Origin of the sequence: Clostridium sp. (genome assembly GCF_051656525.1) — a bacterium.
GTDB lineage: Bacteria > Bacillota > Clostridia > Clostridiales > Clostridiaceae > Clostridium.
Window position 1 is genome coordinate 1 of the sequence record NZ_JBOGCC010000352.1, and the last position, 25,586, is coordinate 25,586.

General features: G+C 30.3%; 21 protein-coding genes, 4 tRNA genes and 1 rRNA gene. All 26 read right to left on the minus strand.

Going from position 1 to position 25,586, the window contains the following annotated elements:
* Window positions 1-108: ribosomal RNA gene (locus ACRDDY_RS17220) — 16S ribosomal RNA — on the minus strand; the annotation flags it as partial.
* Window positions 109-1,106: 998 nt separating this feature from the next.
* A complete protein-coding gene (locus ACRDDY_RS17225) occupies window positions 1,107-2,318 on the minus strand; it encodes an ammonium transporter (protein WP_438566162.1) in 1,212 nt (403 codons plus the stop codon).
* A 124-nt stretch (window positions 2,319-2,442) separates the two neighbouring features.
* A complete protein-coding gene (locus tag ACRDDY_RS17230) occupies window positions 2,443-3,300 on the minus strand; it encodes an urease accessory protein UreD (protein ID WP_438566163.1) in 858 nt (285 codons plus the stop codon).
* Window positions 3,301-3,304: 4 nt separating this feature from the next.
* On the minus strand, window positions 3,305-3,913 hold the full coding sequence (gene ureG, locus ACRDDY_RS17235; protein WP_438566164.1) for an urease accessory protein UreG: 609 nt from the start codon (window positions 3,911-3,913) through the stop codon (window positions 3,305-3,307).
* Window positions 3,914-3,934: 21 nt separating this feature from the next.
* Complete coding sequence (locus tag ACRDDY_RS17240; RefSeq protein WP_438566165.1) at window positions 3,935-4,648, minus strand: urease accessory protein UreF; 714 nt, start codon at window positions 4,646-4,648, stop codon at window positions 3,935-3,937.
* Window positions 4,623-5,072, minus strand: coding sequence for an urease accessory protein UreE (locus ACRDDY_RS17245; RefSeq protein WP_438566166.1), 450 nt, complete (start codon window positions 5,070-5,072; stop codon window positions 4,623-4,625). Before ACRDDY_RS17245 ends, ACRDDY_RS17240 begins: the two co-directional genes overlap by 26 nt.
* 23 nt (window positions 5,073-5,095) lie before the next feature.
* Window positions 5,096-6,811: an urease subunit alpha gene (gene ureC / locus ACRDDY_RS17250; RefSeq protein ID WP_438566167.1), complete on the minus strand. Its 1,716-nt coding sequence runs from the start codon at window positions 6,809-6,811 to the stop codon at window positions 5,096-5,098.
* The gene (locus ACRDDY_RS17255) at window positions 6,811-7,134 is read right to left on the minus strand and encodes an urease subunit beta (RefSeq protein WP_438566168.1); all 324 of its coding nucleotides are present in this window, start codon (window positions 7,132-7,134) and stop codon (window positions 6,811-6,813) included. Before ACRDDY_RS17255 ends, ureC begins: the two co-directional genes overlap by 1 nt.
* A 20-nt stretch (window positions 7,135-7,154) precedes the next feature.
* Window positions 7,155-7,457, minus strand: coding sequence for an urease subunit gamma (locus tag ACRDDY_RS17260; protein WP_438566169.1), 303 nt, complete (start codon window positions 7,455-7,457; stop codon window positions 7,155-7,157).
* A 583-nt stretch (window positions 7,458-8,040) separates the two neighbouring features.
* On the minus strand, window positions 8,041-9,417 hold the full coding sequence (gene murD / locus ACRDDY_RS17265) for a UDP-N-acetylmuramoyl-L-alanine--D-glutamate ligase (protein ID WP_438566170.1): 1,377 nt from the start codon (window positions 9,415-9,417) through the stop codon (window positions 8,041-8,043).
* 211 nt (window positions 9,418-9,628) lie between these two features.
* Window positions 9,629-11,029 carry a glycine--tRNA ligase gene (locus ACRDDY_RS17270; protein ID WP_438566171.1) on the minus strand — a complete coding sequence of 467 codons (1,401 nt, stop codon included), beginning with the start codon at window positions 11,027-11,029 and terminating at the stop codon, window positions 9,629-9,631.
* A 332-nt stretch (window positions 11,030-11,361) separates the two neighbouring features.
* Window positions 11,362-12,054, minus strand: a complete 693-nt coding sequence (locus tag ACRDDY_RS17275; protein ID WP_438566172.1) for a hypothetical protein — start codon at window positions 12,052-12,054, stop codon at window positions 11,362-11,364.
* Entirely contained in the window at window positions 12,008-12,172 is a 165-nt protein-coding gene (locus ACRDDY_RS17280; protein WP_438566173.1) for a hypothetical protein, read from the minus strand. The genes ACRDDY_RS17275 and ACRDDY_RS17280 overlap by 47 nt, the downstream gene beginning before the upstream one ends.
* Before the next feature lie 190 nt (window positions 12,173-12,362).
* Window positions 12,363-12,437: transfer RNA gene (locus tag ACRDDY_RS17285), tRNA-Asn, on the minus strand.
* Window positions 12,438-12,464: 27 nt separating this feature from the next.
* Window positions 12,465-12,539, minus strand: a tRNA-Asn gene (locus ACRDDY_RS17290).
* A gap of 43 nt (window positions 12,540-12,582) precedes the next feature.
* Window positions 12,583-12,657 (minus strand) — tRNA-Asn (locus ACRDDY_RS17295).
* 223 nt (window positions 12,658-12,880) lie between these two features.
* Window positions 12,881-14,392, minus strand: coding sequence for a lysine--tRNA ligase (lysS, locus tag ACRDDY_RS17300; protein ID WP_438566174.1), 1,512 nt, complete (start codon window positions 14,390-14,392; stop codon window positions 12,881-12,883).
* A 15-nt stretch (window positions 14,393-14,407) separates the two neighbouring features.
* Window positions 14,408-14,884, minus strand: coding sequence for a transcription elongation factor GreA (gene greA / locus ACRDDY_RS17305; protein ID WP_438566175.1), 477 nt, complete (start codon window positions 14,882-14,884; stop codon window positions 14,408-14,410).
* Between the two features lie 230 nt (window positions 14,885-15,114).
* Window positions 15,115-16,098, minus strand: a complete 984-nt coding sequence (gene dusB, locus ACRDDY_RS17310) for a tRNA dihydrouridine synthase DusB (protein ID WP_438566176.1) — start codon at window positions 16,096-16,098, stop codon at window positions 15,115-15,117.
* A gap of 6 nt (window positions 16,099-16,104) precedes the next feature.
* On the minus strand, window positions 16,105-16,884 hold the full coding sequence (locus ACRDDY_RS17315) for a type III pantothenate kinase (RefSeq protein ID WP_438566177.1): 780 nt from the start codon (window positions 16,882-16,884) through the stop codon (window positions 16,105-16,107).
* A gap of 125 nt (window positions 16,885-17,009) precedes the next feature.
* A complete protein-coding gene (locus ACRDDY_RS17320) occupies window positions 17,010-18,680 on the minus strand; it encodes a formate--tetrahydrofolate ligase (protein ID WP_438566178.1) in 1,671 nt (556 codons plus the stop codon).
* 175 nt (window positions 18,681-18,855) lie between these two features.
* Complete coding sequence (gene ftsH, locus ACRDDY_RS17325) at window positions 18,856-20,664, minus strand: ATP-dependent zinc metalloprotease FtsH (protein WP_438566179.1); 1,809 nt, start codon at window positions 20,662-20,664, stop codon at window positions 18,856-18,858.
* 28 nt (window positions 20,665-20,692) lie between these two features.
* A complete protein-coding gene (hpt, locus tag ACRDDY_RS17330; protein WP_438566182.1) occupies window positions 20,693-21,235 on the minus strand; it encodes a hypoxanthine phosphoribosyltransferase in 543 nt (180 codons plus the stop codon).
* Between the two features lie 6 nt (window positions 21,236-21,241).
* Window positions 21,242-22,630: a tRNA lysidine(34) synthetase TilS gene (gene tilS / locus ACRDDY_RS17335; protein WP_438566180.1), complete on the minus strand. Its 1,389-nt coding sequence runs from the start codon at window positions 22,628-22,630 to the stop codon at window positions 21,242-21,244.
* Between the two features lie 144 nt (window positions 22,631-22,774).
* Entirely contained in the window at window positions 22,775-25,162 is a 2,388-nt protein-coding gene (gene spoIIE / locus ACRDDY_RS17340) for a stage II sporulation protein E (protein WP_438566181.1), read from the minus strand.
* Window positions 25,163-25,479: 317 nt separating this feature from the next.
* Window positions 25,480-25,568 (minus strand) — tRNA-Leu (locus tag ACRDDY_RS17345).
* Window positions 25,569-25,586 lie beyond the last annotated feature (18 nt).

Below are 25,586 nucleotides of genomic sequence, written 5' to 3' on the forward strand. Positions count from 1 at the left end.
ACCCGTCCGCCGCTAATCCGTTTTCCGAAGAAAACTTCATCGCTCGACTTGCATGTGTTAGGCACGCCGCCAGCGTTCGTCCTGAGCCAGGATCAAACTCTCAATAAAAAGTTTAATCTTAAATTGCTCATAAAACTTACTAATAAAAGAATTGCTGGTTTAAGTTTGTTTATATATTAAATCTGTTCAATTTTCAAAGATCTTGTTTGCCGCTCTTTGCGACTTTCTTATAATATCATTTGAAGAATTCTTTGTCAACACTTTTTTAAAAATGTTTTTTGAAGAAGTTCTTCGTGTATGCCCTAACTCTCTAGGACGTTTATTATATTAACATGTTTTTTATGTCTTACTTATTTTATTTCTTCTAGTTTTATAATTTTATTTAGTTTTTTCTCTTTTTTTCTTCTTTTTTCTTTCTTTTTTATAGTATGATACACTAGGAGATGTTGTTTTTATTTCATCTTGTAAAATATTACTTAAAATCAAATTTAATCTTATTTCTTATCTATATCTTTATATCTCTCAAAAAACTTTGCTCCTTCTTTTACTATCTAATATATTATTTACTCTATGTTAATCTAAATCTTCTACTACTAAAGTAGCTAATTTACATAGGTAATTAATCAAATATCTAAAACTTTTTAAAAATAGCAAATAGAATTCTATTTTAAATGTTTGATTTTCTTTAAAAAAAGTCTACTTACCTTTAAAGAAATTCCTAACTATGTGGCTAGATAATACTTACTTCTAGCTCAATTTAAAGTTTTAGGCAAATTTATAACTATTATAATATAAGCTTGTCTTTATTCCATGTAGCTTACATTAATATATCTCCCTATAAAAAGGCCTATAATAGCCTTCTTCAATTGATACTATATTTAAATGCTCTCTGACAAGACTTATCTATTTAAACTATTATATCGATAGCTTAAGTACTATATATTCTTATAAGTCCCTCCTTTTAATAAAAACTTCAATAAATTTCACTACCAGACCTCTTATAATTATATTAAATAACAAATTTTCGTAGGCAATTAATCAAAAATAAACAAAAAATCTCCTATCAGATACATAATGTATCTGATAGGAGATTTTATTATAAAGAATTATTCATCTATACTATAACTTTCATGAAGTAAAGCTTTATCTAATCCCATTTTTTGTTCTTCTTCTGTTGTTCTTATTTTAAATAACTTGTCTAATATTTTCATTACTATTAAACTCACAACAAAAGCGTATATTGATACAAGTACTACTCCGAAAAGTTGAACTAAGAACTGATGTCCACCTGCATGGACACCATTAACCATTCCACTTGCAAATATACCTATACAAAGTGTTCCTAAAACTCCACCCATTCCATGAGTTCCCCAAACATCTAGAGCATCATCCCATTTCATTTTTTTAGCGAATTGTACGCATCCGAAACAGAATATTGCTGCAATTGCTCCAATTATAAGAGCTGCCGTTGGTGTTACATATCCAGCTGCTGGAGTTATTGTTGCAAGTCCTGCTACTGCTCCAACAAATAATTCTACGAATGAGAATCTTTTCTTTTCAATATAAACTATTATTGTCCATACTATCATAGCTGCTATTGCTGCAACTCCAGTGTTAGTGAATGCAATAGAAGCTAATCCATTAGCTTGTAAAACTCCACCTGAGTTAAATCCAAACCATCCAAATAATAATAATGCCGAACCAATTGCTACTAATCCTAAGTTAAATGGTCCCTTTGACGATTTATCTTTTCTCTTTCCAAGCACTAATATGGCTGCTAGTCCAGAGAATCCTGCTGTTGCATGAATAACAGTTCCTCCTGCGAAGTCTACGAATCCCATTTTTTCTAGGAATCCTCCTCCCCATATCCAGTGAGCCACTGGGAAGTATACTAATATCATCCATACTACTAGGAACATTATCCATCCACCAATTCTTATTCTATTTGCCATAGCACCAGTCATTAATGGTAATGTTATAATTGCGAACATTAACTGATACATAAAGAATAATAAGAATGGTACTGTTGATCCATACGTTGAATTAACACTAAATGTTATATTGTGGAATCCAAAATATTGTAGTGGATTCCCTATAATTCCGTGAATATCTTTACCGAAAACTAAACTAAACCCTCCAAATATCCATAATAATCCTACAACTCCAATTGCTATAAACACTTGGAACATCATTGTAAGTGAGTTTTTCTTTTCAACTAGTCCTCCATAGAAAAATGCTAATCCTGGAGTCATTATAAATACTAATAACGTAGAAATTACCATAAAGGCTTCATTTCCCTGTATTATACCGTGAAACATTTAATCAATCCTTTCTTCTATTTAATTGTATGTATATCCCATCTTTCCTCAGATTCCCTTCTCCCCCATAACTAAATAACCTCTATCTAAATACAGGTTTAATTATACCTAAAATAAGCATAGACTAATATTTTCTTAAAACTAATGGAATTGAGTTTAATACCTCTTTTCTCACATAGTCATGACAAATACTCATCACCTTTTCAATATGTTGAGTTAAGTTTCCAACAACTCTAAGTACAAACCCATTCACTTCCAATACAGATATTCCAAAGCTAACATCTAAATCTACATCTTCTAGTTCTTTTCTAAGATTCTCAATGAACTTCTCATCTACCTTCTTATCAATAACTAGTAATGTTCCAAAATTTAAATATCCTTCTAAATATCCTATATTATTCACATTATATTTTGTAGGCTCTATCACAAGATTATCTAATAACACCAATTTATTGTTGAAGTATAAATTAGTCTTAAGTCTTGCACTATCATATTGAAATTTCTTACCATCTGGAGACCAACCTGATGTTATTCCATCTGTATATATAAGTGTGGAATTTTCATCCATGTAAATATTGTTCTCTTGTTTGTATCTAGCGCTTCTGTAAAGAATAACAGGATCTGTTATATATTCTAAAACACTATTTTTTTCTAATGTAATATTAGTTTTTTGGTAAGTTTCTCGCTTATTTTCACATTTATACACCTTAGTAGATGCTTGGGTTGTAACTATGGCTCTGGCATTCTCTAACACTTCTATGTTATTGAAAAACTGTTCTCCTTCAACATAACCCCCACCTATTTGAACTAAAAAGTATGTAGCTATAGCCTCTCTATCTAAGTGAAGTGTTGGTGAAACTCTCATAACACCATCAAAAGCTCTTGTTGTACTTATAGTCTTTTCTCCACTTCTAGCTAAAACTAAATCTATATACGCATCATATAGGTTTTTATTGTCTTTTTCTCTAACTATTGATTTCATAAAATTACATTCCTTCTAATAGACAATTTTTCTTTATCCAATCAATAACTGAATTTATACCTTCATCAGTTTTTAAGTTAGTAAACATAAACGTATTTTCTTTTCTAAAGTGTAATGTATCTGATTTCATAACATCTAAATCTGCTCCAACATAAGGTGCTAAATCTATTTTATTTATTATGAATAAATCACTTTTAACCATTCCTTGACCTGCTTTTCTTGGAATTTTTTCTCCTTGAGCAACATCAATTATATAAATTGAAAAATCTACTAAATCTGGACTAAATGTAGCAGCTAAATTATCTCCACCACTTTCTAAGAATATGATTTCTAAATCATCAAATCTACTTTTCAATTCATCAATTGCTGCAAAGTTCATTGATGCATCTTCTCTAATTGCTGTATGTGGACATCCACCAGTTTCAACACCAATTACTCTATCTTCTGGTAATATTGAATTTCTAACCATAAATTTAGCATCTTCTTTTGTGTAGATATCATTTGTTATTACAGCACATTTATATTTTTCATTCATTCTTCTAGTTAATCTCTCAATTAAAAGTGTTTTTCCACTTCCAACTGGTCCACCAACACCTATAATTACTGGTTTCATTATAATCTCCACCTTTCTTTTTTATGACATAAATAATCTAAATATTAAAGTTTCATGTTGAATTTGTGCAAGTTCTATTCCTGGAACATTTGCACCAAACATATCTTCATCTAATGTTTTAATTATTTTTGTAAGTTCCATAAAGCTTTCTGATGACTCTTTAAGTAAAAGTTGTCCATCTTTTTGCCCAAGTGGTATTGTTCTAACTGCATTTTGTATTAAAGTTGAGGCTGTGCTATACATATAATATTGTATAGCCTCCTCATATCCTATATTCATCTCATACATAAGTATTCCAAATACTATGGCTGGATGTCCAAATGCTTCTTTTTTAGATATCATTTCACTATACTTTTCAAGTCTCTCTGACTCATATAAATCTAAAAATAACTTTAACATTCTTTTTGCAACTAACTTATTTCCATTTCTAGTTTCATACGCCATACATTGAACAGTTATCTTTCTATCTAAATCTAAAATTTTCTCCGTATCTTTATTATCTAAAAATCCATATAAAAATCTTATTGCTAAACCATCGCTATATATAAATTGATTCCTAAAAAATGCCTGTAACCAATATCTAAAACTTTCTGTATCTTTAATTCTATCATCTCTAAGATATGTCTCCATTCCATATGAATGATTAAATGATCCTACTGGAAAGTTTGAATCACAAAGTTGCATTATCTTTAGTACTTTTAAATTATTATTAATGTCTGTGCATGAAATCGACATGTCTAAACGCCTCTTTTAATTCTAATTTTTCTCTTATAAAATCTAATCCCATATGCTTTAAATTTTCTTCAACTACATAATCATATTGAATTATCATTTTGCCATCTATAAATTGAGCCGGTAAATGTTTATTTCCTATTTCATGAGCTACTTTTCCCATTTCAGTCATATCTTTAGGACTAATTACTAAAACATCTTCTACATTGAATTTTACAACTACTACATTATGTCCATCATTAGCTAAGATATCACCATCTTTAAGTTTCTCACCATCTTTAAGAGATATTCCATATTCATTTCCATGGTCTGATTCAACTCTAATTATTCTTTTAAGCATCTCTTCATTGTTTAAGTAAATTCTCTCTATATGACATCCATCTACTTTAACATCTTCAATATTTCCTAATATCTTTTCAAAAATCATTTGAATTCTCCTTTATAACTTAACTAGAATAAGAAGTATCTTTGTGTTAATGGTAATTCTTCTGCTGGTTCACAAGTAGCTAGAACCCCATCAACTGTTACCTCATAAGTTTGTGGATCTACTTCAAGCTTTGGCATTTCTCCATTAAATTTCATATCTTTCTTAGTTAAGTTTCTTATTCCATGAACTGGTAGAACTTCTCTATTTAATCCTAATTTTTCTTTTACTCCATGCTCATAAGCATATTGTGAAACGAATGTTATACAAGTACTTGTTAACGCCTTACCATATGAACCAAACATAGCTCTTGGAATTTCTGGCTGACAAGTGGGTATAGAAGCATTTGCTTCTCCCATAATTGATCTATTTATCATTCCACCTTTTATAACTAACTTAGGTTTAACTCCAAAGAATGCCGGTTCATAGATAACTAAGTCAGCAACCTTACCAACTTCAATTGAGCCTACATAGTCCGATATACCTTGAGCTATAGCTGGATTTATAGTATATTTAGCAACATATCTTTTAATTCTGTTATTATCAGAATTTTCTTTATCGCCTTCCATTATTCCTCTTTGAACTTTCATTTTACTAGCTGTTTGCCAAGTTCTAGTTATAACTTCACCAATTCTTCCCATAGCCATTGTATCTGAACTCATCATACTAAATACACCTAAATCATGAAGTACATCTTCAGCTGCAATAGTTTGTTTTCTAATTCTTGAATCTGCAAATGCTACGTCTTCAGGAACTTTAGAATCTAAGTGGTGACAAACCATTAACATATCTAAGTGTTCTGCTATAGTATTTTTTGTGTATGGCTTAGTTGGATTAGTTGAGGCAGGTAATACATTTGGAAATTGCGCCATTTTTAATATATCAGGAGCATGTCCACCTCCTGCACCTTCTGTATGGAAAGTATGAATAACTCTTCCATCTATAGCATCTATAGTATGCTCAACAAATCCAGCTTCATTTAATGTATCTGTATGTATTGATACCTGAACATCATATTTATCTGCTGCTCTAAGAGAGTAATCTATTGATGATTTTGTTGCTCCCCAGTCTTCGTGAACTTTTAAGCCACAAGCTCCAGCTTCAATTTGCTCCCCATTAACTTCAACATTTGCTCCACAACCTTTTCCTAAAACTCCAACATTTATTGGAAGTCCTTCGATTGATTGTAATATCTTTTGAATGTTCCAAGCACCAGGAGTACATGTTGTTGCATTTGAACCATCATTAGGTCCTGTTCCTCCACCTACAACTGTAGTAATCCCACCTTCTAATGCTACAGTTACAAAATCTGGACTGATAAAATGAACATGTGTATCTATTCCTCCAGCAGTTACAATTAACCCTTCTCCTGCTAAAGCTTCTGTACTAGCTCCAACTATAAAGTCAACATTGTCCATTCCTAGTGGATTTCCACCTTTACCTATTGCTGCTATCTTCCCATCTCTAATTCCAATATCAGCTTTATATATTCCTGTATAATCAAGAATAGTTACACCTGTTATTATCAAATCCACTACTTTAGGATTATCTCTAGTTTCAATAGGATTTTGTCCCATTCCGTCTCTTAAAGATTTTCCTCCACCAAACTTTGACTCATCACCATAAACTGTTAAATCATCTTCAATTTCTAAAAATAACTCTGTATCTGCAAGTCTTATTTTATCCCCTTTAGTTGGTCCAAATAAATCTGCGTAACGCTTTCTGTCTAATTCAAAACTCATTACTTTCCTCCCCTTTCATCTAAACATCCGTCTACTTCGTTATTTAATCCATAAACTTCTCTTAGCCCAGCAATATCAATTAATGGAATTTCTTTCTCATCACCTGGTTCAAATCTCACTGCCGTTCCAGCTGGAATATCTAGTCTTTTTCCATAAGCTTTTTCTCTATCAAATTTTAATCCACTATTAACTTCATAAAAATGAAAATGTGATCCAACTTGAACTGGTCTATCTGCTTCATTTATAACAGTTATCTTTATAGCTTCTTTTCCTTCGTTATACTTTATATTTCCTTCACCGAAAATTATTTCTCCTGGTATCATTATTTCTACCTCCTTAACTTTTATTGAATAGGATCATGTACTGTCACTAATTTTGTTCCATCTGGGAACGTTACTTCAACTTGTACTGTATGTAGCATTTCTGGGATTCCAGTCATAACTTGCTCTCTAGATAATATATGTCTTCCAGCTTCCATTAAGTCAGAAACACTTCTACCCTCTCTAGCACCTTCCATAATTTCATCTGTTATTAGTGCTACAGATTCTGGATAATTTAATTTAAGCCCTTTTTTCATTCTTCTTCTCGCAACTTCTGCTGCAACAACTATCATAAGCTTTTCTTGTTCACGCATAGTAATTCTCACAATAAACATCCTCCTAACTACATATAATTATAGACTTAATTATAATCTGCTATTTTTCTAAATATACCCCTAAAGTGTATTGTTCCAAATTATATAACATTATACTTTTTTTATTCACATATTAACATTAATAAATTCAATTTAAATTTTAGACTTTTTTCTATATTTTTTCGCACTTAATTAGCACTATTTCCCTTTATTGCTATAATATTATCGTTTATTTTTTATTTACTTTTTTATTTTTCTTAACTTTAACTTAATTATTAAAATTTCAAATTATTAATTTTCATTTTAAAAATTGTATTTTTATTTTTTTTTAATGCATATATTCATTTTTTTATTTTTTTTATGAATTTTTTATTTCAATATTAACTTTTTACGTTACATATGTAATTAATTTTTTGAAAAATATCTCTTTACTACTAATTATTAATCTTTCATTTACTTTTCATTTACTTTTTTAAGTTCATAAACGTAAAATTTGAATTCTTAAATTTTCTAAAAATTCATTTTAAACCTTTTTGATTAACATTTGCATTATTATAAATTTAAAAGAGGATTCTATCTAGAATCCTCTTTTGCCCTACAATTTTAAAACTATTTCTTTAAATTTATTTCCTCTTGCTGCAAAGTTTGGAAACATATCAAAAGATGCACATGCTGGTGATAATGTAACTATATCCCCTTTAACGGCTATCTCTTTTGAAATCTTAACAGCCTCATCTAAACTATTCACTTCTTTAATTGGTACTATTATACCCTTTTCTTCTTCTAATTTCTTAAATACCTTTTTTATTTTATCTTTAGTTGCTCCCATAAGGATTAATTCTTTAATATATTTATATCCTTCTTCAGCTAGTGGTTCAAATTCTAAATTCTTGTCATATCCACCTGCTATTAATATAACCTTTTTATCAAAGGCATGTAACCCTGCTAAAGTTCTTGTTGGACTTGATGCTATTGAATCATTATAATATCTTACTCCATCAAGTTCCCTAACTAATTCACATCTGTGCTCTACTCCAGTAAAAGTTTCAGCAACCTTTTTCATATTTTCTATTTTCACATCATCTTTACACGCTAAAAACGCAGCTAAATAATTTTCAACATTATGCATTCCTTTAAGAATTATATTATCTTTTTTAACTACTTCTTTTCCTAAAAGATATAGCATTCCTTCTTTATAATATGCACCATCTTCTAATACTCTTTTTGAACTAAATTCTAAAACTTTACCTTTTACTTCACTTATAAATGAATGTGTTATTTCATTTTCTCTATTTAAAATAACTATCCCACTTTCTTCACCATATAAGAATATATTTTTCTTAGCATCTATATACTCTTGCATATCCTTATGCATATCTAAATGATTTGGCGCTAAATTAGTACAAATTGCAACTTCTACTGGTAAATCCATAGTCATAAGTTGGAAACTTGATAATTCTAATACAACCATATCTTCTTTCTTAACTTCTTCTATTTGAGAAAATAAAGGTGTTCCTATATTCCCACCTACCCATGTTTTATATCCTTCTTCTATTAAAAGTTTAGATATCATAGTAGTAGTTGTTGTTTTTCCATCACTTCCTGTTACTGCAAATATTTTCCCTTTACAATATCTAACGAATTCTTCCATTTCAGATGTTATGTATGCACCCTCATTTTTTGCTCTTACTAAAGCTTCACTATCAATTCTCATTGATGGTGTTTTAAAAACTACCTCAAATCCTGTTAAACTGTCTAAATATCCTTCTCCTAAAACTAATTTAGCACCTTTATTTTTTAATTCTATAGCCGTTTCTCCTAGAGCTTTTTCATCTCTCATATCAAAACCAGTTACATCAGCACCTAACTCTATTAAAAATTTGATAAGTGGAATATTGCTTACACCAATTCCTACTACACCAACCTTTTTATTCTTTATAAATTCTTTAAATTCATTGAAATCCTTTTTCATGTTAAATCCTCCACACTAACTCTTTTTAACATATACAATATGAGCCTATTTTAATTTTGTCCCATTTATTTCTAATTATAACATTCAAATTAATTATTTTCAGTATTTTATACACGGTAATAATTGTATTTAAGATTTTGCTATATTTAAAATATAATACTATTGTTATATTTTAAATATAGCAGCCTATATAACATAGACTGCTATTTTATTAAAACTCTAGGCTTTTTTCAATATAAGCTACTAAATTTTCTATTTTAACTCTTTCTTGTTCCATTGTATCTCTATTTCTAATTGTTACAGCTCCATCAGTTTCTGTTTCAAAGTCAACAGTTATACAGAATGGTGTTCCAATCTCATCTTGTCTTCTATATCTTTTACCAATACTTCCAGCTTCATCATATTCAATATTGAACTTTTTAGCTAAATCAGCATATACTTCTAAAGCTTTTTCTGAAAGTTTCTTTGATAATGGTAATATAGCAGCTTTATATGGTGCTAAAGCTGGATGTAAATGCATTACTATTCTTGAATCTTCTTTACCATCTTTAGTTAAATCTTCTTCATCATATGCATCTACTAAGAAAGCTAGTGCAACTCTATCAGCTCCAAGTGATGGCTCAATACAGTATGGTACATACTTTTCATTAGTTGTTGGATCCATATACGTCATATCTTGGCCTGAATGTTCAGCATGTTTCTTAAGGTCATAGTCAGTTCTATCTGCTATTCCCCATAACTCTCCCCATCCAAATGGAAATAAATATTCTATATCAGATGTTGCATTTGAGTAGAATGATAATTCTTCTTCACCATGGTCTCTTAATCTTAAATTAGCTTCTGTTACTCCTAAGTTTAATAAAAATTTCCAGCAGTACGCTCTCCAATATTCAAACCATTCTAAATCTGTTCCTGGTTTACAGAAGAATTCAAGTTCCATTTGTTCAAATTCTCTTGTTCTGAAAGTAAAGTTTCCTGGTGTAATTTCATTTCTAAATGATTTACCTATCTGTGCTATTCCAAATGGAACTTTCTTTCTAGTACTTCTTTGAACTGATTTGAAGTTTACAAATATACCTTGTGCTGTTTCTGGTCTTAAATATATTTCATTTTTAGCATCCTCTGTTACCCCTTGAAATGTTTTAAACATTAAATTAAATTGTCTTATATCTGTATAGTTCATTTTTCCACACTTAGGACAAACTATGTTATGCTCTTCAATATATGCTTTTAATTGCTCATTTGACATACCATCTGCTGAAGCAACTTCTACTCCATTTTTAGTCATATCATCTTCAACTAATTTATCAGCTCTAAATCTTGAATTACAGTCTTTACAATCCATTAACGGATCTGAAAATCCACCTAAATGTCCTGATGCTACCCAAACCTCTTTATTCATTAGGATTGCACAATCAACCCCTACATTATAAGGACTTTCTTGAACAAACTTTCTCCACCAAGCTTTTTTAACATTATTTTTAAATTCAACTCCTAAAGGACCATAATCCCATGAGTTTGCAAGTCCACCATATATGTCTGAACCCGGGAATATAAATCCTCTTCCTTTACAAAGTGCAACTATCTTATCCATAGTTTTTTCAACTGCCATAATCTTTCCTCCTTAAATATATATCAATTATTTAAATACAATAAAAAAAGCCCTAAGCGCATAAAGGGACGAATTTCTCCGCGGTTCCACCCTTCTTGGCTAAAGCCCATCTTTTAAAAATGTACTAAAAAGTTCCCTTCACTTTATTAAATTAATGATTCTCACCAAACATCATCTCTCTAAAAATTTTCTAAAGCTACTTTTCTTTTATCTTCATACATATCCAATTATATATTAATTTTACCAAAAGAATTCTAGATGTCAATATTCAATTCTTATAACTCAAATAAACCTAGTAAAAGTTTTCCTCTTACTAGGTATCTTGTTAAAATTTATTTAATTCTATTAACTACTTGCCCTATACGAGGTGCATGATTTAACTCTCCAACATTCTTACCATTTATAGTGAACTTTATTGTATCTATCCACTCTACCTTATTATCTGGTTGTAATAAACTATTTATAAGAATTTCCTCAGTTATAAATGCTCCTGTTGAACCTTGAAGGTAATCTCTTTCCCATTTTTTTGTTCCATCTTTTAAATTTACTGTTACAATCTTCTTATTTCCTTCTTCTTTTATTTTAGATAATTCAATTGAACAGCCTTCAAAATTCTTTTTAGCTATTTCATCAGCTATTTTTTTCATATTTTCTTCTATTGTTAAATTTTCTGTTTTTATAGTTGTTCCAACTTTAACACCATCTATATTTTCATTTCCTATATAAATTGCAAATTCTCCTTTTGAGATTTTTGCATTTGTTTCTTCTACGTTTTCTTTATCAACTTTATCAATATTATTTTTTTCTGTATCTACTTTTTCTGTATCTACTTTTTCTGCATCTTCTTTATTTTCATTTGCTTCTCCTTTATCTTTCTCATCTTCATTCTTAGCACTATCTGTTTCTATCTGTTCCTCTACTTGAGGCTTCGCATTAGCTTCATTACCTTTATCTTCTTCCTCCGAACACCCAACCATACTAAATATCCCTATTGCAATTAATGCACATACTAATTTCTTTTTCATAACCTTCTCCCCCTTTATCTTTTTTAAAACTATTTATTAAATATATAAATGCTACACTTCCTATAGCTACCTTAATTAAACTTTTCCCCTTATAAGCTAATATTATACCTACTATCATTCCAAAATTTCTTCTGCACTATCCATTATTTTCCTTCTCATTTATTATTTTATCTATATTTTACTATATTATGATTTTTTTAAATAAATTTTTATAACAAAAAAAATGAAGCTTTTAGCCTCATTTATACTCAAATGTATATTAAATTAAAAATAAAAAAGTAGTGATTTCTCACTACCTAAAGTTCAATTGGCTCCGCGAAGAGGACTCGAACCTCCAGCCTATCGGTTAACAGCCGAGTGCTCCACCATTGAGCTATCGCGGAATATTATATGTGTTTTTTAAAAAGAAATGGCTCCGCGAAGAGGACTCGAACCTCCAGCCTATCGGTTAACAGCCGAGTGCTCCACCATTGAGCTATCGCGGAATATTATATCTTTATCTTGCACTAAATAATTTTTTTGAAAAAGTGGCTCCGCGAAGAGGACTCGAACCTCCAGCCTATCGGTTAACAGCCGAGTGCTCCACCATTGAGCTATCGCGGAATATTTAGTACACTAATTATTATATAGAATTCTTCAGAAAATGCAACCCCTTTTTTATATTTTTATTTTTATTTTTGTTAAAAATTTTTAAACAAGTCTTATTTCCCTACACTTCATTCTATTCTTTATTCTATTTTTTATTACAGCTTCCTCAAAAACTTTTCCTTTTTATGTTTTATACATAAAAAAAGAACACTCTCTCAAGTGTTCTTCTCTATCTATATTATTGTCTATTTAATGGTTTCATTGTTGGGAATAAAATTACGTCTCTAATTGATGATGCACCAGTTAAGAACATAATTAATCTATCTATACCTATTCCTAAACCACCAGTTGGAGGCATTCCTGTTTCTAAAGCACTCATGAATTCTTCATCTAACATATATGCTTCATCATCTCCATCTTCTCTTGATTTAGCTTGTTGCTCAAATCTTTCTCTTTGAACTATTGGATCATTAAGTTCTGAGTAAGCATTACATAATTCTCTACCGAATGCGAATCCTTCGAATCTTTCTGTAAACTCCTCTTCCCCTCTTTTCTTTTTAGTTAAAGGTGAGATTTCTACTGGATAGTCTATTAAGAATGTTGGTTGAATTAAATTTTCTTCACCATATTCTTCAAATAACATATTTAAAACTTCTCCTCTTGATACTTTATCAAGTGGTTTAGGGAATTCTAAATTCTTTTCTTTAGCTATTTTTCTAGCTTCTTCATTTGTTTTTACTTCGTTAAAGTCAATTCCTGCATATTCTTTAACAGCATCCACCATCGTTAATCTTCTCCAAGGTGGTGTAAAGTCTATTTCAGTTCCTTCGTACATAACTTTAGTTGTTCCATTTACTTTTTCACATACATATGCAACCATGTTTTCTGTTATTTCCATCATGTCATTGTAGTCTGAATAAGCTTCATATAACTCTATTGCTGTAAATTCAGGATTATGTCTTACTGAAACCCCTTCATTTCTGAAGTTTTTACCAATTTCATAAACTTTTTCAAATCCTGCAACTATTAATCTTTTTAAGTATAACTCTGGTGCAATTCTTAGATACATATCCATATCAAAAGTATTGTGATGTGTTATAAATGGTCTTGCAGCTGCTCCACCTGCTATCATACCAAGAATTGGAGTATCTACCTCTAAGAATCCTCTATTATCTAAGAACTCTCTCATCCCTTGTATTATTTTAGATCTTTTTATAAATGTTTCTTTAACTTCTGGATTTGTTATTATATCCACTTCTCTTTGTCTATATCTTAAATCTGGATCTTTTAATCCATGGAATTTTTCTGGTAATGGTTTTAATGATTTACAAGTTAATTCAATTTCAGTAGCTTTTATCGAAACCTCTCCAACTTTAGTTTTGAAAACTTCACCTGTTACAGCTACGAAGTCACCTAAATCATATGTTTTATATGCATTTAGTGTTTCTTCTCCAACTACATCTACTTTAATAAATAATTGGATTTTTCCATCTTTATCATGGATGTCTGAGAATATAACTTTTCCTTGTCCTCTCTTCGACATTATTCTTCCTGCTACTGTTACCGTCTTTCCTTCTAACTCCTCAAAGTTGTCTATAACTTCTTTTGATGTATGTGTTCTGTTTACTTTGTATACATCAAATGGATCTTTTCCTTGCTCTTGAAGTTCAACTAGCTTTTCTCTTCTTAGAGCCTCTTGTTCACTATATTGTGCCTCTAGTTCTTGTACATTCATTTCTTCTGTTGACATAGATATTCCCTCCATCTATCTTTTTATTTCTAAAACTTCAAATTTACTCACTCCATCAGGAATAGTTATTTCTACTACATCGCCAACTCTTTTACCTAAAAGTCCTGCCCCAACTGGTGATTCATTTGATATTTTAAATTTCATTGGATCTGCTTCTGCTGAACCTACTATTGTATATTCAACTTCTTCATCAAAATCATAATCCTTCACTCTAACCTTTGACCCTACTGCTACTATATCTGAAGGAAGGTCAGATTCATCTACAACCTCAGCATTCTTTAACATATTTTCTAGTTGAAGTATTCTTCCTTCTGTAAATGCTTGATCGTTCTTTGCTTCATCATACTCAGAGTTTTCACTTAAATCTCCATAACCTAAAGCTACTTTTATCTTTTCTGTTATTTCTTTTCTTTTTACAGTCTTTAGATATTCTAATTCTGCCTCTAATTTTTGTACACCTTCATATGTCATTATAAATTTCTTTTCACTCATATCTAATTCCCCTTCAGCTATCTTAATTTATTTTAAAATTTATTTTAATTTTTTTACGAATTTTACATGAACATTTTTAAATATTATAAATCTACCTATATAATATGTCAATTTTGCTTTATATACGTCCATATCTACTATTTATTATATAACCAGTTTTTATATAATAATACCTTTTCATAAAAAAACTTGTATTTTTAATCATTAGTTCATATTTAGAATATATTCCATTATCTTATTTTAATGTTTTTTATTTCCTCTTTGTATTCTAAAAGTCTTTTAATAACTTCCGAACTATCTTCTAATCTATTTATCTCATTTCTAATTTCTGTACAGTTTGGTAAGCCTTTAATATACCACGATGCATGCTTTCTCATTTCACGAACTGCTTTTCTTTCACCATCATATTTTAATGCTAATTCGTAATGTCTTATGCACATATCAATTTTTTCATCCATTGAAACTTCTTCTACTTCTTCGCCATTTAAAGCTTTTTGAACTTGTTTAAATATCCATGGATTTCCCATACTTCCTCTAGCAATCAAAATTCCATCACAATTTGTTAACTCCTTCATCTTTATAGCATCTTCTGGAGTAAATACATCTCCATTCCCTATAACTGGAATAGAAACACTTTCCTTTACTTTTCTTATAATATCCCAATCGGCTTTTCCTTCGTACATCTGTTTCGTTGTTCTTCCATGTACCGCAATCGCATCTGCTCCTGCCTCTTCCATAGCCTTAGCAAACTCAACTGCATTAATATGCTCATCATCAAACCCTTTTCTAAACTTTACTGTTACAGGTTTTATTGATACAGCCTTAACTTTTCTTACTATTTCTGCTGCAAGTTCTGGATTTTTAAGAAGTGCTGAACCATCACCATTTTTAATAATTTTAGGTGCTGGACACCCCATGTTTATGTCTATTATACAAACTTCATCCATATTATTAAAATGTTCTTCTACAACTTTTGCCATTATATCTGGATCACTTCCAAACATTTGGACAGCTACCGGTCTTTCTTCTTCCGCAATTCTAAGTAATGTTTTTGTATTTTCACTTCCATAGTATAATGCTTTAGCACTAACCATTTCAGTACATACTAATCCACACCCTTGCTCTTTACAAAGTCCTCTAAATGATATATCTGTAACTCCTGCCATAGGTGCTAAAAATACATTATTTGAAAACTCAATGTTTCCTATCTTCATTTTAACTTACTCCTTGTTCTTATTATAAATTATTCTTAAGCCCTCTAGAGTTAAATCACCATTTACTATATCTATTACATCCGTTTCATTTGCTATAAGATTAGCTAAACCACCAGTTCCAATAACTATAGGTTCTTCACTGCACTTACCTTTCATTTCTTCTTTTATTTTCTTTACTATATATTCAACCTGCCCTATATATCCAAATAAAATACCTGCTTGCATACTTTTAGTAGTATTTCTACAAATAATACTATCTGGCACTTCTAATTCTATTCTAGGCAATTTTGCAGCCCTTTCAAAAAGTGCATCTGCTGATATTTTTATCCCCGGAACAATACACCCACCTAAGTAATCCCCTTTTTCAGTTATTCCACAAAAAGTCGTTGCTGTTCCAAAGTCTATAACGATATTTGGTTTCTTATATATTTCAAAAGCTGCTACAGCATTTACTATTCTATCTGCACCAACTTCTTTTGGATTATCATACTTAATGTTTACTCCTGTCTTTATTCCAGGCCCTACTATAATAGGTTCCTTTTTAAAACATTTCTTAATCATATTTTCTAAAGAGTGCATAATATTAGGTACAACTGATGAAACAATTATTCCTTCAACTTCACTCATTTTTAATCCAAATTGATTAAATAACTGTGATACTTGAATACCATACTCATCTGATGTTTTTTTAGAATCAGTTGATATCCTCCATCCAGCTATATATTCATTTTTATCATGTACGCCTAAGACGATATTAGTATTCCCAACATCCACAAGCAAAATCATAAAAGCACCACCTTAATATAATTAAAAGCAGCTTTTTTTAGCTGCTTTTATTTGGATAAAATCACTTGTTTTTAACAATATTAATTTTAACAATTCCCACCCATTTGTCAAGGCTTTAACAGTTTTTAAAATAGTCCTATAATTTCACCGTTTTTTAATATATCCATATTATTTGCAGCTGGAACTTTTGGCAATCCTGGCATAGTCATTACATTTCCTGTAAGTACAACTATAAAACCAGCCCCATTTGATACTCTTACCTCTTTAACTGTTATATCAAAATTTGTTGGTCTTCCTAAAAGACTTGGATTATCTGATAAAGAATATTGAGTTTTTGCCATACATACTGGAAGTTTATCTAAACCAAACTTTTCAAGTTCTGCTATTTGTCTAAGAGCAGCTACATCATAGTTCACACCATCTGCTCCATAAATTTCATTTGCTATTTTTAATATTTTATTTTTTATAGTGTCCTGTTCATCATATAAAACTTTAAAATTTGACTTCTCATTTTCTAAAATATCTACTACTTTATTTGCTAATTCTATTCCACCTTCGCCACCTTTAGCCCATACATCTGAAAGTGCAACTTCAATTCCTTTTTCTTCACAGAAATTTTTTATGAAATTTACTTCTGCTTCTGTATCTGATACAAATTTATTTATTGCCACAACTACTGGAACACTAAATTTCTTTGCATTTTCTATCTGTTTCTCTAAATTTTCTATTCCCTTACCCAATGCTTCAACATCTTCAATATTAAGTTTTTCTTTAGAAACCCCACCATGATGTTTTAATGCTCTTATTGTTGCAACAAGAACTATACAATCTGGCTTAAGATTTCCATATCTACATTTTATATTTAAGAATTTTTCTGCTCCTAAATCTGCTCCAAACCCTGCTTCTGTAACTACAATATCACTTAATTTAAGTGCCATTTTTGTTCCTATTATTGAATTACATCCATGTGCAATATTTGCAAAAGGACCTCCATGTATTATAGCTGGTGTATTTTCTAAAGTTTGCACTAAATTTGGCATTATAGCATCCTTCATCAGCATTGCCATAGCACCTACTACACCAATTTCCTTTGCATATACAGGTTCTCCATCTAAGTTATATCCAATAACTATATTTCCCATTCGCTCTTTTAAATCCTCTAGACTAGTTGCTAAACAAAGTATTGCCATTATTTCTGATGCAACTGTAATCATGAATCCATCTTCTCTTAAGAATCCATTCATCTTTCCACCCATACCTACTACAACTTCTCTAAGCGCTCTATCATTCATATCGATAACCCTTTTAAAGGTTATTCTTCTTGAATCAATTCTAAGTTCATTTCCTTGATGTATGTGATTATCTATAGCTGCACATAATAAATTATTTGCCGATGTAATAGCATGCATATCTCCAGTAAAATGTAAATTTATATCATCCATAGGAACAACTTGTGCGTATCCTCCACCTGCTGCGCCTCCTTTAACTCCAAATACAGGTCCTAATGAAGGCTCTCTAAGTGCAATACTTGAGTTTTTTCCAATCTTACACAAAGCTTGACCAAGTCCTACTGTAACAGTAGACTTTCCTTCACCAGCTGGCGTTGGATTTATTGCAGTCACTAAAACCAATTTCCCATCTTTTTTATCTTTATTCTTATCTAAAACCTCCAAGGAAATTTTACATTTATTTTTTCCATACATCTCTATATCATCTTCTGATAACCCTAACTTTTCTGCTATCTTTAAAATATGTTCCATTTTTGCTTCTTGAGCTATTTGAATATCACTTTTCATTTTAAAACCCCTCTCTTTCATCGTTCACCTTTTTCTTGATTTTCCATTACTTTTAACTTATTATAACATCTCATTTTTGTATTTTAAACACATTTTTCGAATATTTTCCTCTTATTGTAAATAATAGTTCGTACATCCAAAAATAACACCCTTAGGTTAAACCTAAGGGTATCTACTATATATCCTGACAAATTCTTTCAAATTCATCTCCATCAATTTTTTCTTTTTCTAATAAAGCTTTTGCAACTGCATGCAATTTCCCAATATTAGCTCTTAGTATATCTTCCGCTCTAATATAAGCTTCATCTACTAAACCTTTAACTTCCCTATCTATTTCAGCACCAATTTCTTCAGAGAAATTTCTATTCTTTCCCAAATCTCTTCCTAAGAATACTTCATTTGGTTCTGAACCATAAGATATAGTCCCAAGTTTTTCACTCATTCCATATTCCATAACCATAGCTCTAGCAATAGCACTAGTTCTATCAATATCATTTTTAGCACCTGTACTTATATCCCCAAGTATTAAACTTTCAGCTACTCTACCACCCAAAAGTCCAACCATATCATCTTTAAGTCTTAATTTTGATGTATATGATCTATCCTCATCTGGTAAATGCATAGTATACCCACCAGCCATTCCTCTAGGAATTATACTTATTTCATGAACTGGATCTGAAAATTCTAATGCTCTCATTACAACAGCATGCCCTGCTTCATGATATGCTGTAAGCTTTCTATCTTTTTCACTAATAACTCTACTTTTCTTTTCTGGTCCTGCCATCACTTTTGTTATAGCTTCTTCCATATTAGACATTGATATTTCTTTTTTACCATCTCTAACAGCCAAAAGTGCTGCTTCATTAGTTAGATTTTCTAAATCTGCTCCTGCAAATCCTGGTGTTCTCTTTGCTAGTACTTTTAAATCAACATCTTGTCCTAATGGTTTTTTTCTTGTATGAACTTTAAGAATTTCTTCTCTACCTTTTATATCAGGTGCTCCTACAAGTATCTGTCTATCAAATCTTCCAGGTCTTAAAAGCGCTGGATCTAGTATATCTCGTCTATTAGTTGCAGCTATCATAATAATTCCTTCATTTTGACCAAACCCATCCATTTCAACTAAAAGTTGATTTAATGTTTGTTCCCTTTCATCATGACCACCACCAAGTCCTGCTCCTCTTTGTCTTCCAACAGCATCTATTTCATCAATAAACACTATGCAAGGTGCATTTTTCTTAGCTTCTGAAAAAAGGTCTCTTACTCTTGAAGCTCCTACTCCCACAAACATCTCAACAAAATCAGAACCTGATATACTAAAAAATGGTACTCCTGCTTCTCCTGCAATTGCTTTTGCAAGAAGAGTTTTTCCTGTTCCCGGAGGTCCTACTAACAGTACCCCCTTAGGTATCCTTGCTCCCATCTCAGTATAAACTGTTGGTTCCTTCAAAAAATCTACTATTTCTGCAAGTTCTTGCTTCTCTTCATCTGCACCCGCTACATCTTTAAAGGTGACTGTTTTAGATTCTGGCGTTGCAATCTTTGCCTTACTTTTTCCAAAATTCATTACACCTTTATTTCCGCCATTATTATTTCCATGAGACTGTTGCGTTATTACAAATAATACTATTAAAATTAAAACCACTGTTATTATGCTTGGTATAATTGCGATCCATGCACCTGTATTTGATGGTGGTTCAAATTCAACCTTAATAGTTGGTTTTGGTGAACTTACCATTAAATCTGACAGCATTTGCTGTGGTGCATATGTTATAAATTTTTTATCATCATTTTGCACACCATCAATAGTCATTCCATCATCATGTACGTAAAGACTCTTTACATTATTTCCATCCCACATCTGTTGAAATGAACTATACGGGACCAATTGCGGCTTATTTCCTGTTTCCCATACTAACACAGCAGCTGCTACAATAACAACAATTAAAATTGCCCACACTGCTGCACTTGAATATTTTCTCATTCAAGCCTCCCCTTTCCTTAATTCTATTCTATTTTTTTGAATATACTTCTTCTTTAAGAATTCCTACAAAAGGTAAATTTCTATATTTTTCTGCATAGTCTATTCCATATCCTACAATAAATGCATTTGGCACTTCAAATCCTATATAGTCTACATCAATTTCTGCTGTTCTTCGCTCTGGTTTATCTAATAATGTTACTATTTTCACACTGTTAGCTCCTCTTGTGCTTAAATATTTTTTTAAATATGAAAGAGTATGTCCTGTATCAACTATATCCTCTACTATTAATACATCTTTTCCCTCTATTCCATGATCTAAATCTTTTAAAATTCTAACCACTCCTGAAGATTCTGTTGAATTCCCATAACTTGATACTGCCATAAAATCTATTTCGCAAGGTATTGTAATATTTTTTATCAAATCAGATGTAAATAATACAGAACCTTTTAAAACACCTACTACTATTAAATTTTTTCCTTCATAGTCATTACTTATTTTTTCTCCAAGTTCTTTACACTTAAGTCTTAAGTCCTCTTCACTAAATAATACTTCTTTAATATGGTCCATCATCATTTTCTATCCCTTCCTTTTGTAACTTATTTTCAATATATTTTCAGTTTCTTTTGTAACTTTATATATATCAGATAATCTAACACCTACTACCCATGCTATATTATCATCAAAAACTATTACTGGTAACTCATCTCTTTTCTCTTTTTGTATTTTCATATCTATAAAAATATCTTTTAATTTCTTAGTTCCCTTCATTCCAAACGGAACCATTTTATCTCCATTTTCTCTATTTCTTATAATAATGCACTTGTTAATTTTATCATAATCAAAATATTTAATTAAGTCATTATTGGTAATTTTTAAATTTTTTTGATTCTTTAACACTTCAAAATTAAATTCATAGTCTCCAAACTGACTTCTTTTCTCTACTTCTTCCTTCAAAACACATATCTTTTTCTTCTCTACCACTTTCTTTTCTTCTCTCTTTTTAATATATATTTCACCATAAATATTCTCTGCATATATTCCATTTGGTAAATCTACTTTTTTATTTGTTCCTAAATAATTTAGTTTTATTACTTCTTCTATATGCTTCATTTCGAAATCATATGTGCTTTTTGAAACTTTAACTAATGCTTTTCTTATAACTCTAGTTAAAACTGATCTACTTTCATTAAATAATTCCTTTTTTATTTTTATATCTCCATTTTCTTTCACACAAAATAGTTTAAATTTCTCTTTTGCATAATCTGTTATAAATTTGTTATCTTCATATAATATATGTGTCATTCTATTTATAGCCATTACAACATCATTATTAAAATTTTCTTTCATATAAGGAAGTATCTTTAATCTTATTTTATTTCTTGTATATACAGTTTCTAAATTTGTCTTATCTATTCTTGGCTTTAAATCAAATTTCTCACAATATTCTTCTATTTTATTACGTTCCATACAAAGTATCGGCCTTATAAATACTCCATCACGCTTTACAGGAATTCCACAAAGCCCCTCAAGTCCCGTTCCTCTCATCATTCTCATTAAAATAGTCTCTGCTTGGTCATTTGCATTGTGTGCTGTTGCAATCTTTGTATATCCATATTTTTTCTTTACATCAGTGAAAAGTTCATAACGTACATCTCTTCCACCAGTTTCAGTTGAAACTCCTCGTTCTTTTGAATAACCTTCTATATCTACTCTTCTACTAAAAAACTCTACACCTAAACTTTCACAAAACTCTTTAGCATACTCTTCATCTTTATTAGCCTCCTCACCTCTTAACATATGATTAAGATGTGCTGCTCCTATTTCTAGACTATACTCTTCTCTAATACTACATAAAAGATGTAACATACAAATAGAATCTGGCCCTCCAGATAATGCCACCAGTACCTTATCCCCTTTTCTTATCAAGTCATTCTCTTCTATGTGTTTTATAAATTTTTCTCTCATTTTTATCCACTTCCTAATAATAATTGATATTTATATAATACCCTATTACTACTTTCATTGCATATTTTTTTGCCACTATATATAAAAGAAGATAGAAAAAGATACTTCCTTCAAAACCCTTATTAGAAGGAAATATCTTTCTTTTTAATGTATCCTTTGAACTTTAGATACAATTACTGTCATATCGTCATTAATTGAGCCATTATTTAACCTCTTAGATTCTTCAATTAACTCAATTGCAAGTTCCTTTGGATCATTTCCTGAATTACATAAAAAACTTTCTATCCACTCTGTATCCCCAACTTTACTCTTATCCACATCCAAAACACCATCACTTAGTGTTATTATTATATCTCCACCTTTAATTTTCTTTTCTATTTTCTCTACTTCTATTTCATCCACTAAACCAAAAGGTGGCATATTAGATGATATTTTTATTATTTCACTACCTCTTTTTATAAAACTTGAAGTTGCTCCAACCTTTACAAACTCTATAGTTCCTTTATATAAGTCAATTCTATTCATATCTAATGTTGAAAACTTTTCATCTTCATCAAACTTCATAGTCATTATTGAGTTTACTGCATTAAGTGCTGTATTAATATCAAATCCACTAACAATAAACTTTTCAACTAAATCTACCGTCATCTTACTTTCCTTTGAAGCTTCTGGTCCTGATCCCATCCCATCACTTATAAGACATAAATACTTACCATCTGCTATAGTTCCAAAATTATAAGTATCTCCAGTATGATTCTCTCCTTCTTTAATCTTCATTCCAACATAAGATTGAACATTATACTTAGGAATCTCCGTTATCGTAACTGTACAATCTTTATTGTTAGTTTTTATTGAACAACCATTTCTTCCTATACTCATAGGTTTATTCATAACTGAACTTACTATAGGTAATACATTTTTATTGCAATATCTACATCCTGAGCAATTTGTCATATTAACTTTCACTTTAGATTTTCCTTCTCTATCAACAAAAGCTAGTACATCTTTATATTGAATAGAATTTTTATTTAACTCTTTTCTTATTTCTTGCTCTAAATTTCCATATACAACAATATCCTTTTTAAAATCCCCTAGCATCTTCCCTATATTATCAACCATAATATTCATATGATTTGCTATAAGTTTTCTTCCTTCCTCTATCTTTTCCCTATTTATTGCTTCTGCATTCATACTAAGTACAAGCTGATCAACCTCATTTAATATCTCATATTTTCTCATACACTTCTTTTCAAGTTCAGCTGGAAATAACTTGAAATTATCCTCCCTACCTCTTATAATTTTTTCAAAGCAACTATACGTCACATTAAATTGATTCCCCCAACAACTATTAGCCATATTACATTTTGAACAAATTCTATCTGCTAAATTATTTACCATAGCAGCACTCTTATCTTTATATAACAACGCTTCATTTGTAGATAAATTTTCAATTACTTCTGATACACTGCCTAAAACTTCTGTTAATCCATCTACCCTTTTTGAAAACTCTTCTTTCATCTGCTCTGTATGAACTGAATTAAAATTTTCCATCTTAACATCTGTATTTACTTCTTTATCAATTTTTTTAATTATCTTAGTTGGTATTATTAAAAAGATTACTCCACCTAATAAAACTTCTATAATCCCATCTGTTATGGTTCCACTAGTATATAAAGATAAAATAGCATATATAACTACAACTGATAAAAAAGAAAATATCCTTCCTGTCTCCTTGAATAAGCCTGCCACAAGTCCCATAACTCCATAAAATCCAATTCCTTCTATCATGCTACCACTTGATATTCCTAGAATAAGCCCCATAGCTATTCCCATTGCTGCACCATTTGACGGACCACCTACATAGGCAATCAAAATAATAAAAATTACTGAGACAACTACTTTTATTTCTATATTAAGTATATTGATATCTCCAATACCTGCAATTATCAAGCATCCTACAATTCCTATACTAATTAACTCTTCAGTAGTAAAACAATAGTTAGTATTATAATTCTCAAAACACTGTAATCCATACTTAATAATAAAATATATAGGAATAATAATTACTGTATATATACACCCTAAAATTAATGTAGTTTTTATGTCTTGTTTATTTATTAATATAGAAATAATAAATTGAGTAATAAAATAAATCCCAAGTACACTTTTAATTCCTAAAAAAATCTCTCTCCTACTTAATATATATGACAACATAAAAATTCCTAATATAGTTATTATGTATATTGATGCATTATTTATTTGATTATTCACCGTAAAGTATCCTAAAATTCCTCCTATACTTGCAAAAATCATCTTATTTTCATCTTTAGTCTTTAATATTGCTCCTAGAAACGCTAGTCCAAACGGTACTAAACCTACTACCTCTTCTTTATTCATATAAATAACGACTCTACTCAACAAAAAAGTTATAGCCATCAACATTATTATAGTACTCATATTTATATTTCTAGCCTTTATCTTTTGAATCTTTTCTTTTTGTTGCATTGTTTTATGTTTTAATCCATACTGCATAGTTCCCACTCCTTATTTACATATTTTGTAATATAATTATAGCAACTATCTTGTTATTTTCTTGTCGTTATATGTTTCATTTATTCTGAATCGATTTACATTATCTTTTAATTTTCTTTTTTTTATTCTAATTTTCTTTTTTCATTTATATATATACCATCTAAATCTTCTTAAACTCATAATGCACACTTTTATTTTTTGCTATTTTTTGTAAAATAAAATCATTTTTTATAAAAAACTTTTTTGCATATTTTTTACTAATAACATATAATTTTATTTGAACGCAAAAATAGATCTAAGATAAATCTTAGATCTATTGGTGCCGAAGACCGGAATCGAACCGGTACGGTGTTTAACCACCGCAGGATTTTAAGTCCTGTGCGTCTGCCAGTTCCGCCACTTCGGCATGACAGTGGTAGCGGAA

What these genes read in the sequence shown, in the direction of transcription:
- ACRDDY_RS17255 (WP_438566168.1), bottom strand. Translation starts at nt 7,134, where the DNA reads ATGATACCAGGAGAAATAATTTTCGGTGAAGGAAATATAAAGTATAAC.
- ACRDDY_RS17270 (WP_438566171.1), bottom strand. Translation starts at nt 11,029, where the DNA reads ATGGCAGTTGAAAAAACTATGGATAAGATAGTTGCACTTTGTAAAGGA.
- greA (WP_438566175.1), bottom strand. Translation starts at nt 14,884, where the DNA reads ATGAGTGAAAAGAAATTTATAATGACATATGAAGGTGTACAAAAATTA.
- spoIIE (WP_438566181.1), bottom strand. Translation starts at nt 25,162, where the DNA reads ATGCAGTATGGATTAAAACATAAAACAATGCAACAAAAAGAAAAGATT.
- lysS (WP_438566174.1), bottom strand. Translation starts at nt 14,392, where the DNA reads ATGTCAACAGAAGAAATGAATGTACAAGAACTAGAGGCACAATATAGT.
- ACRDDY_RS17245 (WP_438566166.1), bottom strand. Translation starts at nt 5,072, where the DNA reads ATGATTTTTGAAAAGATATTAGGAAATATTGAAGATGTTAAAGTAGAT.
- murD (WP_438566170.1), bottom strand. Translation starts at nt 9,417, where the DNA reads ATGAAAAAGGATTTCAATGAATTTAAAGAATTTATAAAGAATAAAAAG.
- hpt (WP_438566182.1), bottom strand. Translation starts at nt 21,235, where the DNA reads ATGATGGACCATATTAAAGAAGTATTATTTAGTGAAGAGGACTTAAGA.
- ACRDDY_RS17230 (WP_438566163.1), bottom strand. Translation starts at nt 3,300, where the DNA reads ATGAAATCAATAGTTAGAGAAAAAGACAATAAAAACCTATATGATGCG.
- ACRDDY_RS17225 (WP_438566162.1), bottom strand. Translation starts at nt 2,318, where the DNA reads ATGTTTCACGGTATAATACAGGGAAATGAAGCCTTTATGGTAATTTCT.
- ureG (WP_438566164.1), bottom strand. Translation starts at nt 3,913, where the DNA reads ATGAAACCAGTAATTATAGGTGTTGGTGGACCAGTTGGAAGTGGAAAA.
- ACRDDY_RS17315 (WP_438566177.1), bottom strand. Translation starts at nt 16,884, where the DNA reads ATGATTTTGCTTGTGGATGTTGGGAATACTAATATCGTCTTAGGCGTA.
- ureC (WP_438566167.1), bottom strand. Translation starts at nt 6,811, where the DNA reads ATGAGTTTTGAATTAGACAGAAAGCGTTACGCAGATTTATTTGGACCA.
- ACRDDY_RS17320 (WP_438566178.1), bottom strand. Translation starts at nt 18,680, where the DNA reads ATGAAAAGTGATATTCAAATAGCTCAAGAAGCAAAAATGGAACATATT.
- tilS (WP_438566180.1), bottom strand. Translation starts at nt 22,630, where the DNA reads ATGAGAGAAAAATTTATAAAACACATAGAAGAGAATGACTTGATAAGA.
- ftsH (WP_438566179.1), bottom strand. Translation starts at nt 20,664, where the DNA reads ATGAGAAAATATTCAAGTGCAGCAGTGTGGGCAATTTTAATTGTTGTT.
- ACRDDY_RS17280 (WP_438566173.1), bottom strand. Translation starts at nt 12,172, where the DNA reads ATGATAGTAGGTATAATATTAGCTTATAAGGGGAAAAGTTTAATTAAG.
- ACRDDY_RS17275 (WP_438566172.1), bottom strand. Translation starts at nt 12,054, where the DNA reads ATGAAAAAGAAATTAGTATGTGCATTAATTGCAATAGGGATATTTAGT.
- ACRDDY_RS17240 (WP_438566165.1), bottom strand. Translation starts at nt 4,648, where the DNA reads ATGTCGATTTCATGCACAGACATTAATAATAATTTAAAAGTACTAAAG.
- dusB (WP_438566176.1), bottom strand. Translation starts at nt 16,098, where the DNA reads ATGAAGATAGGAAACATTGAGTTTTCAAATAATGTATTTTTAGCACCT.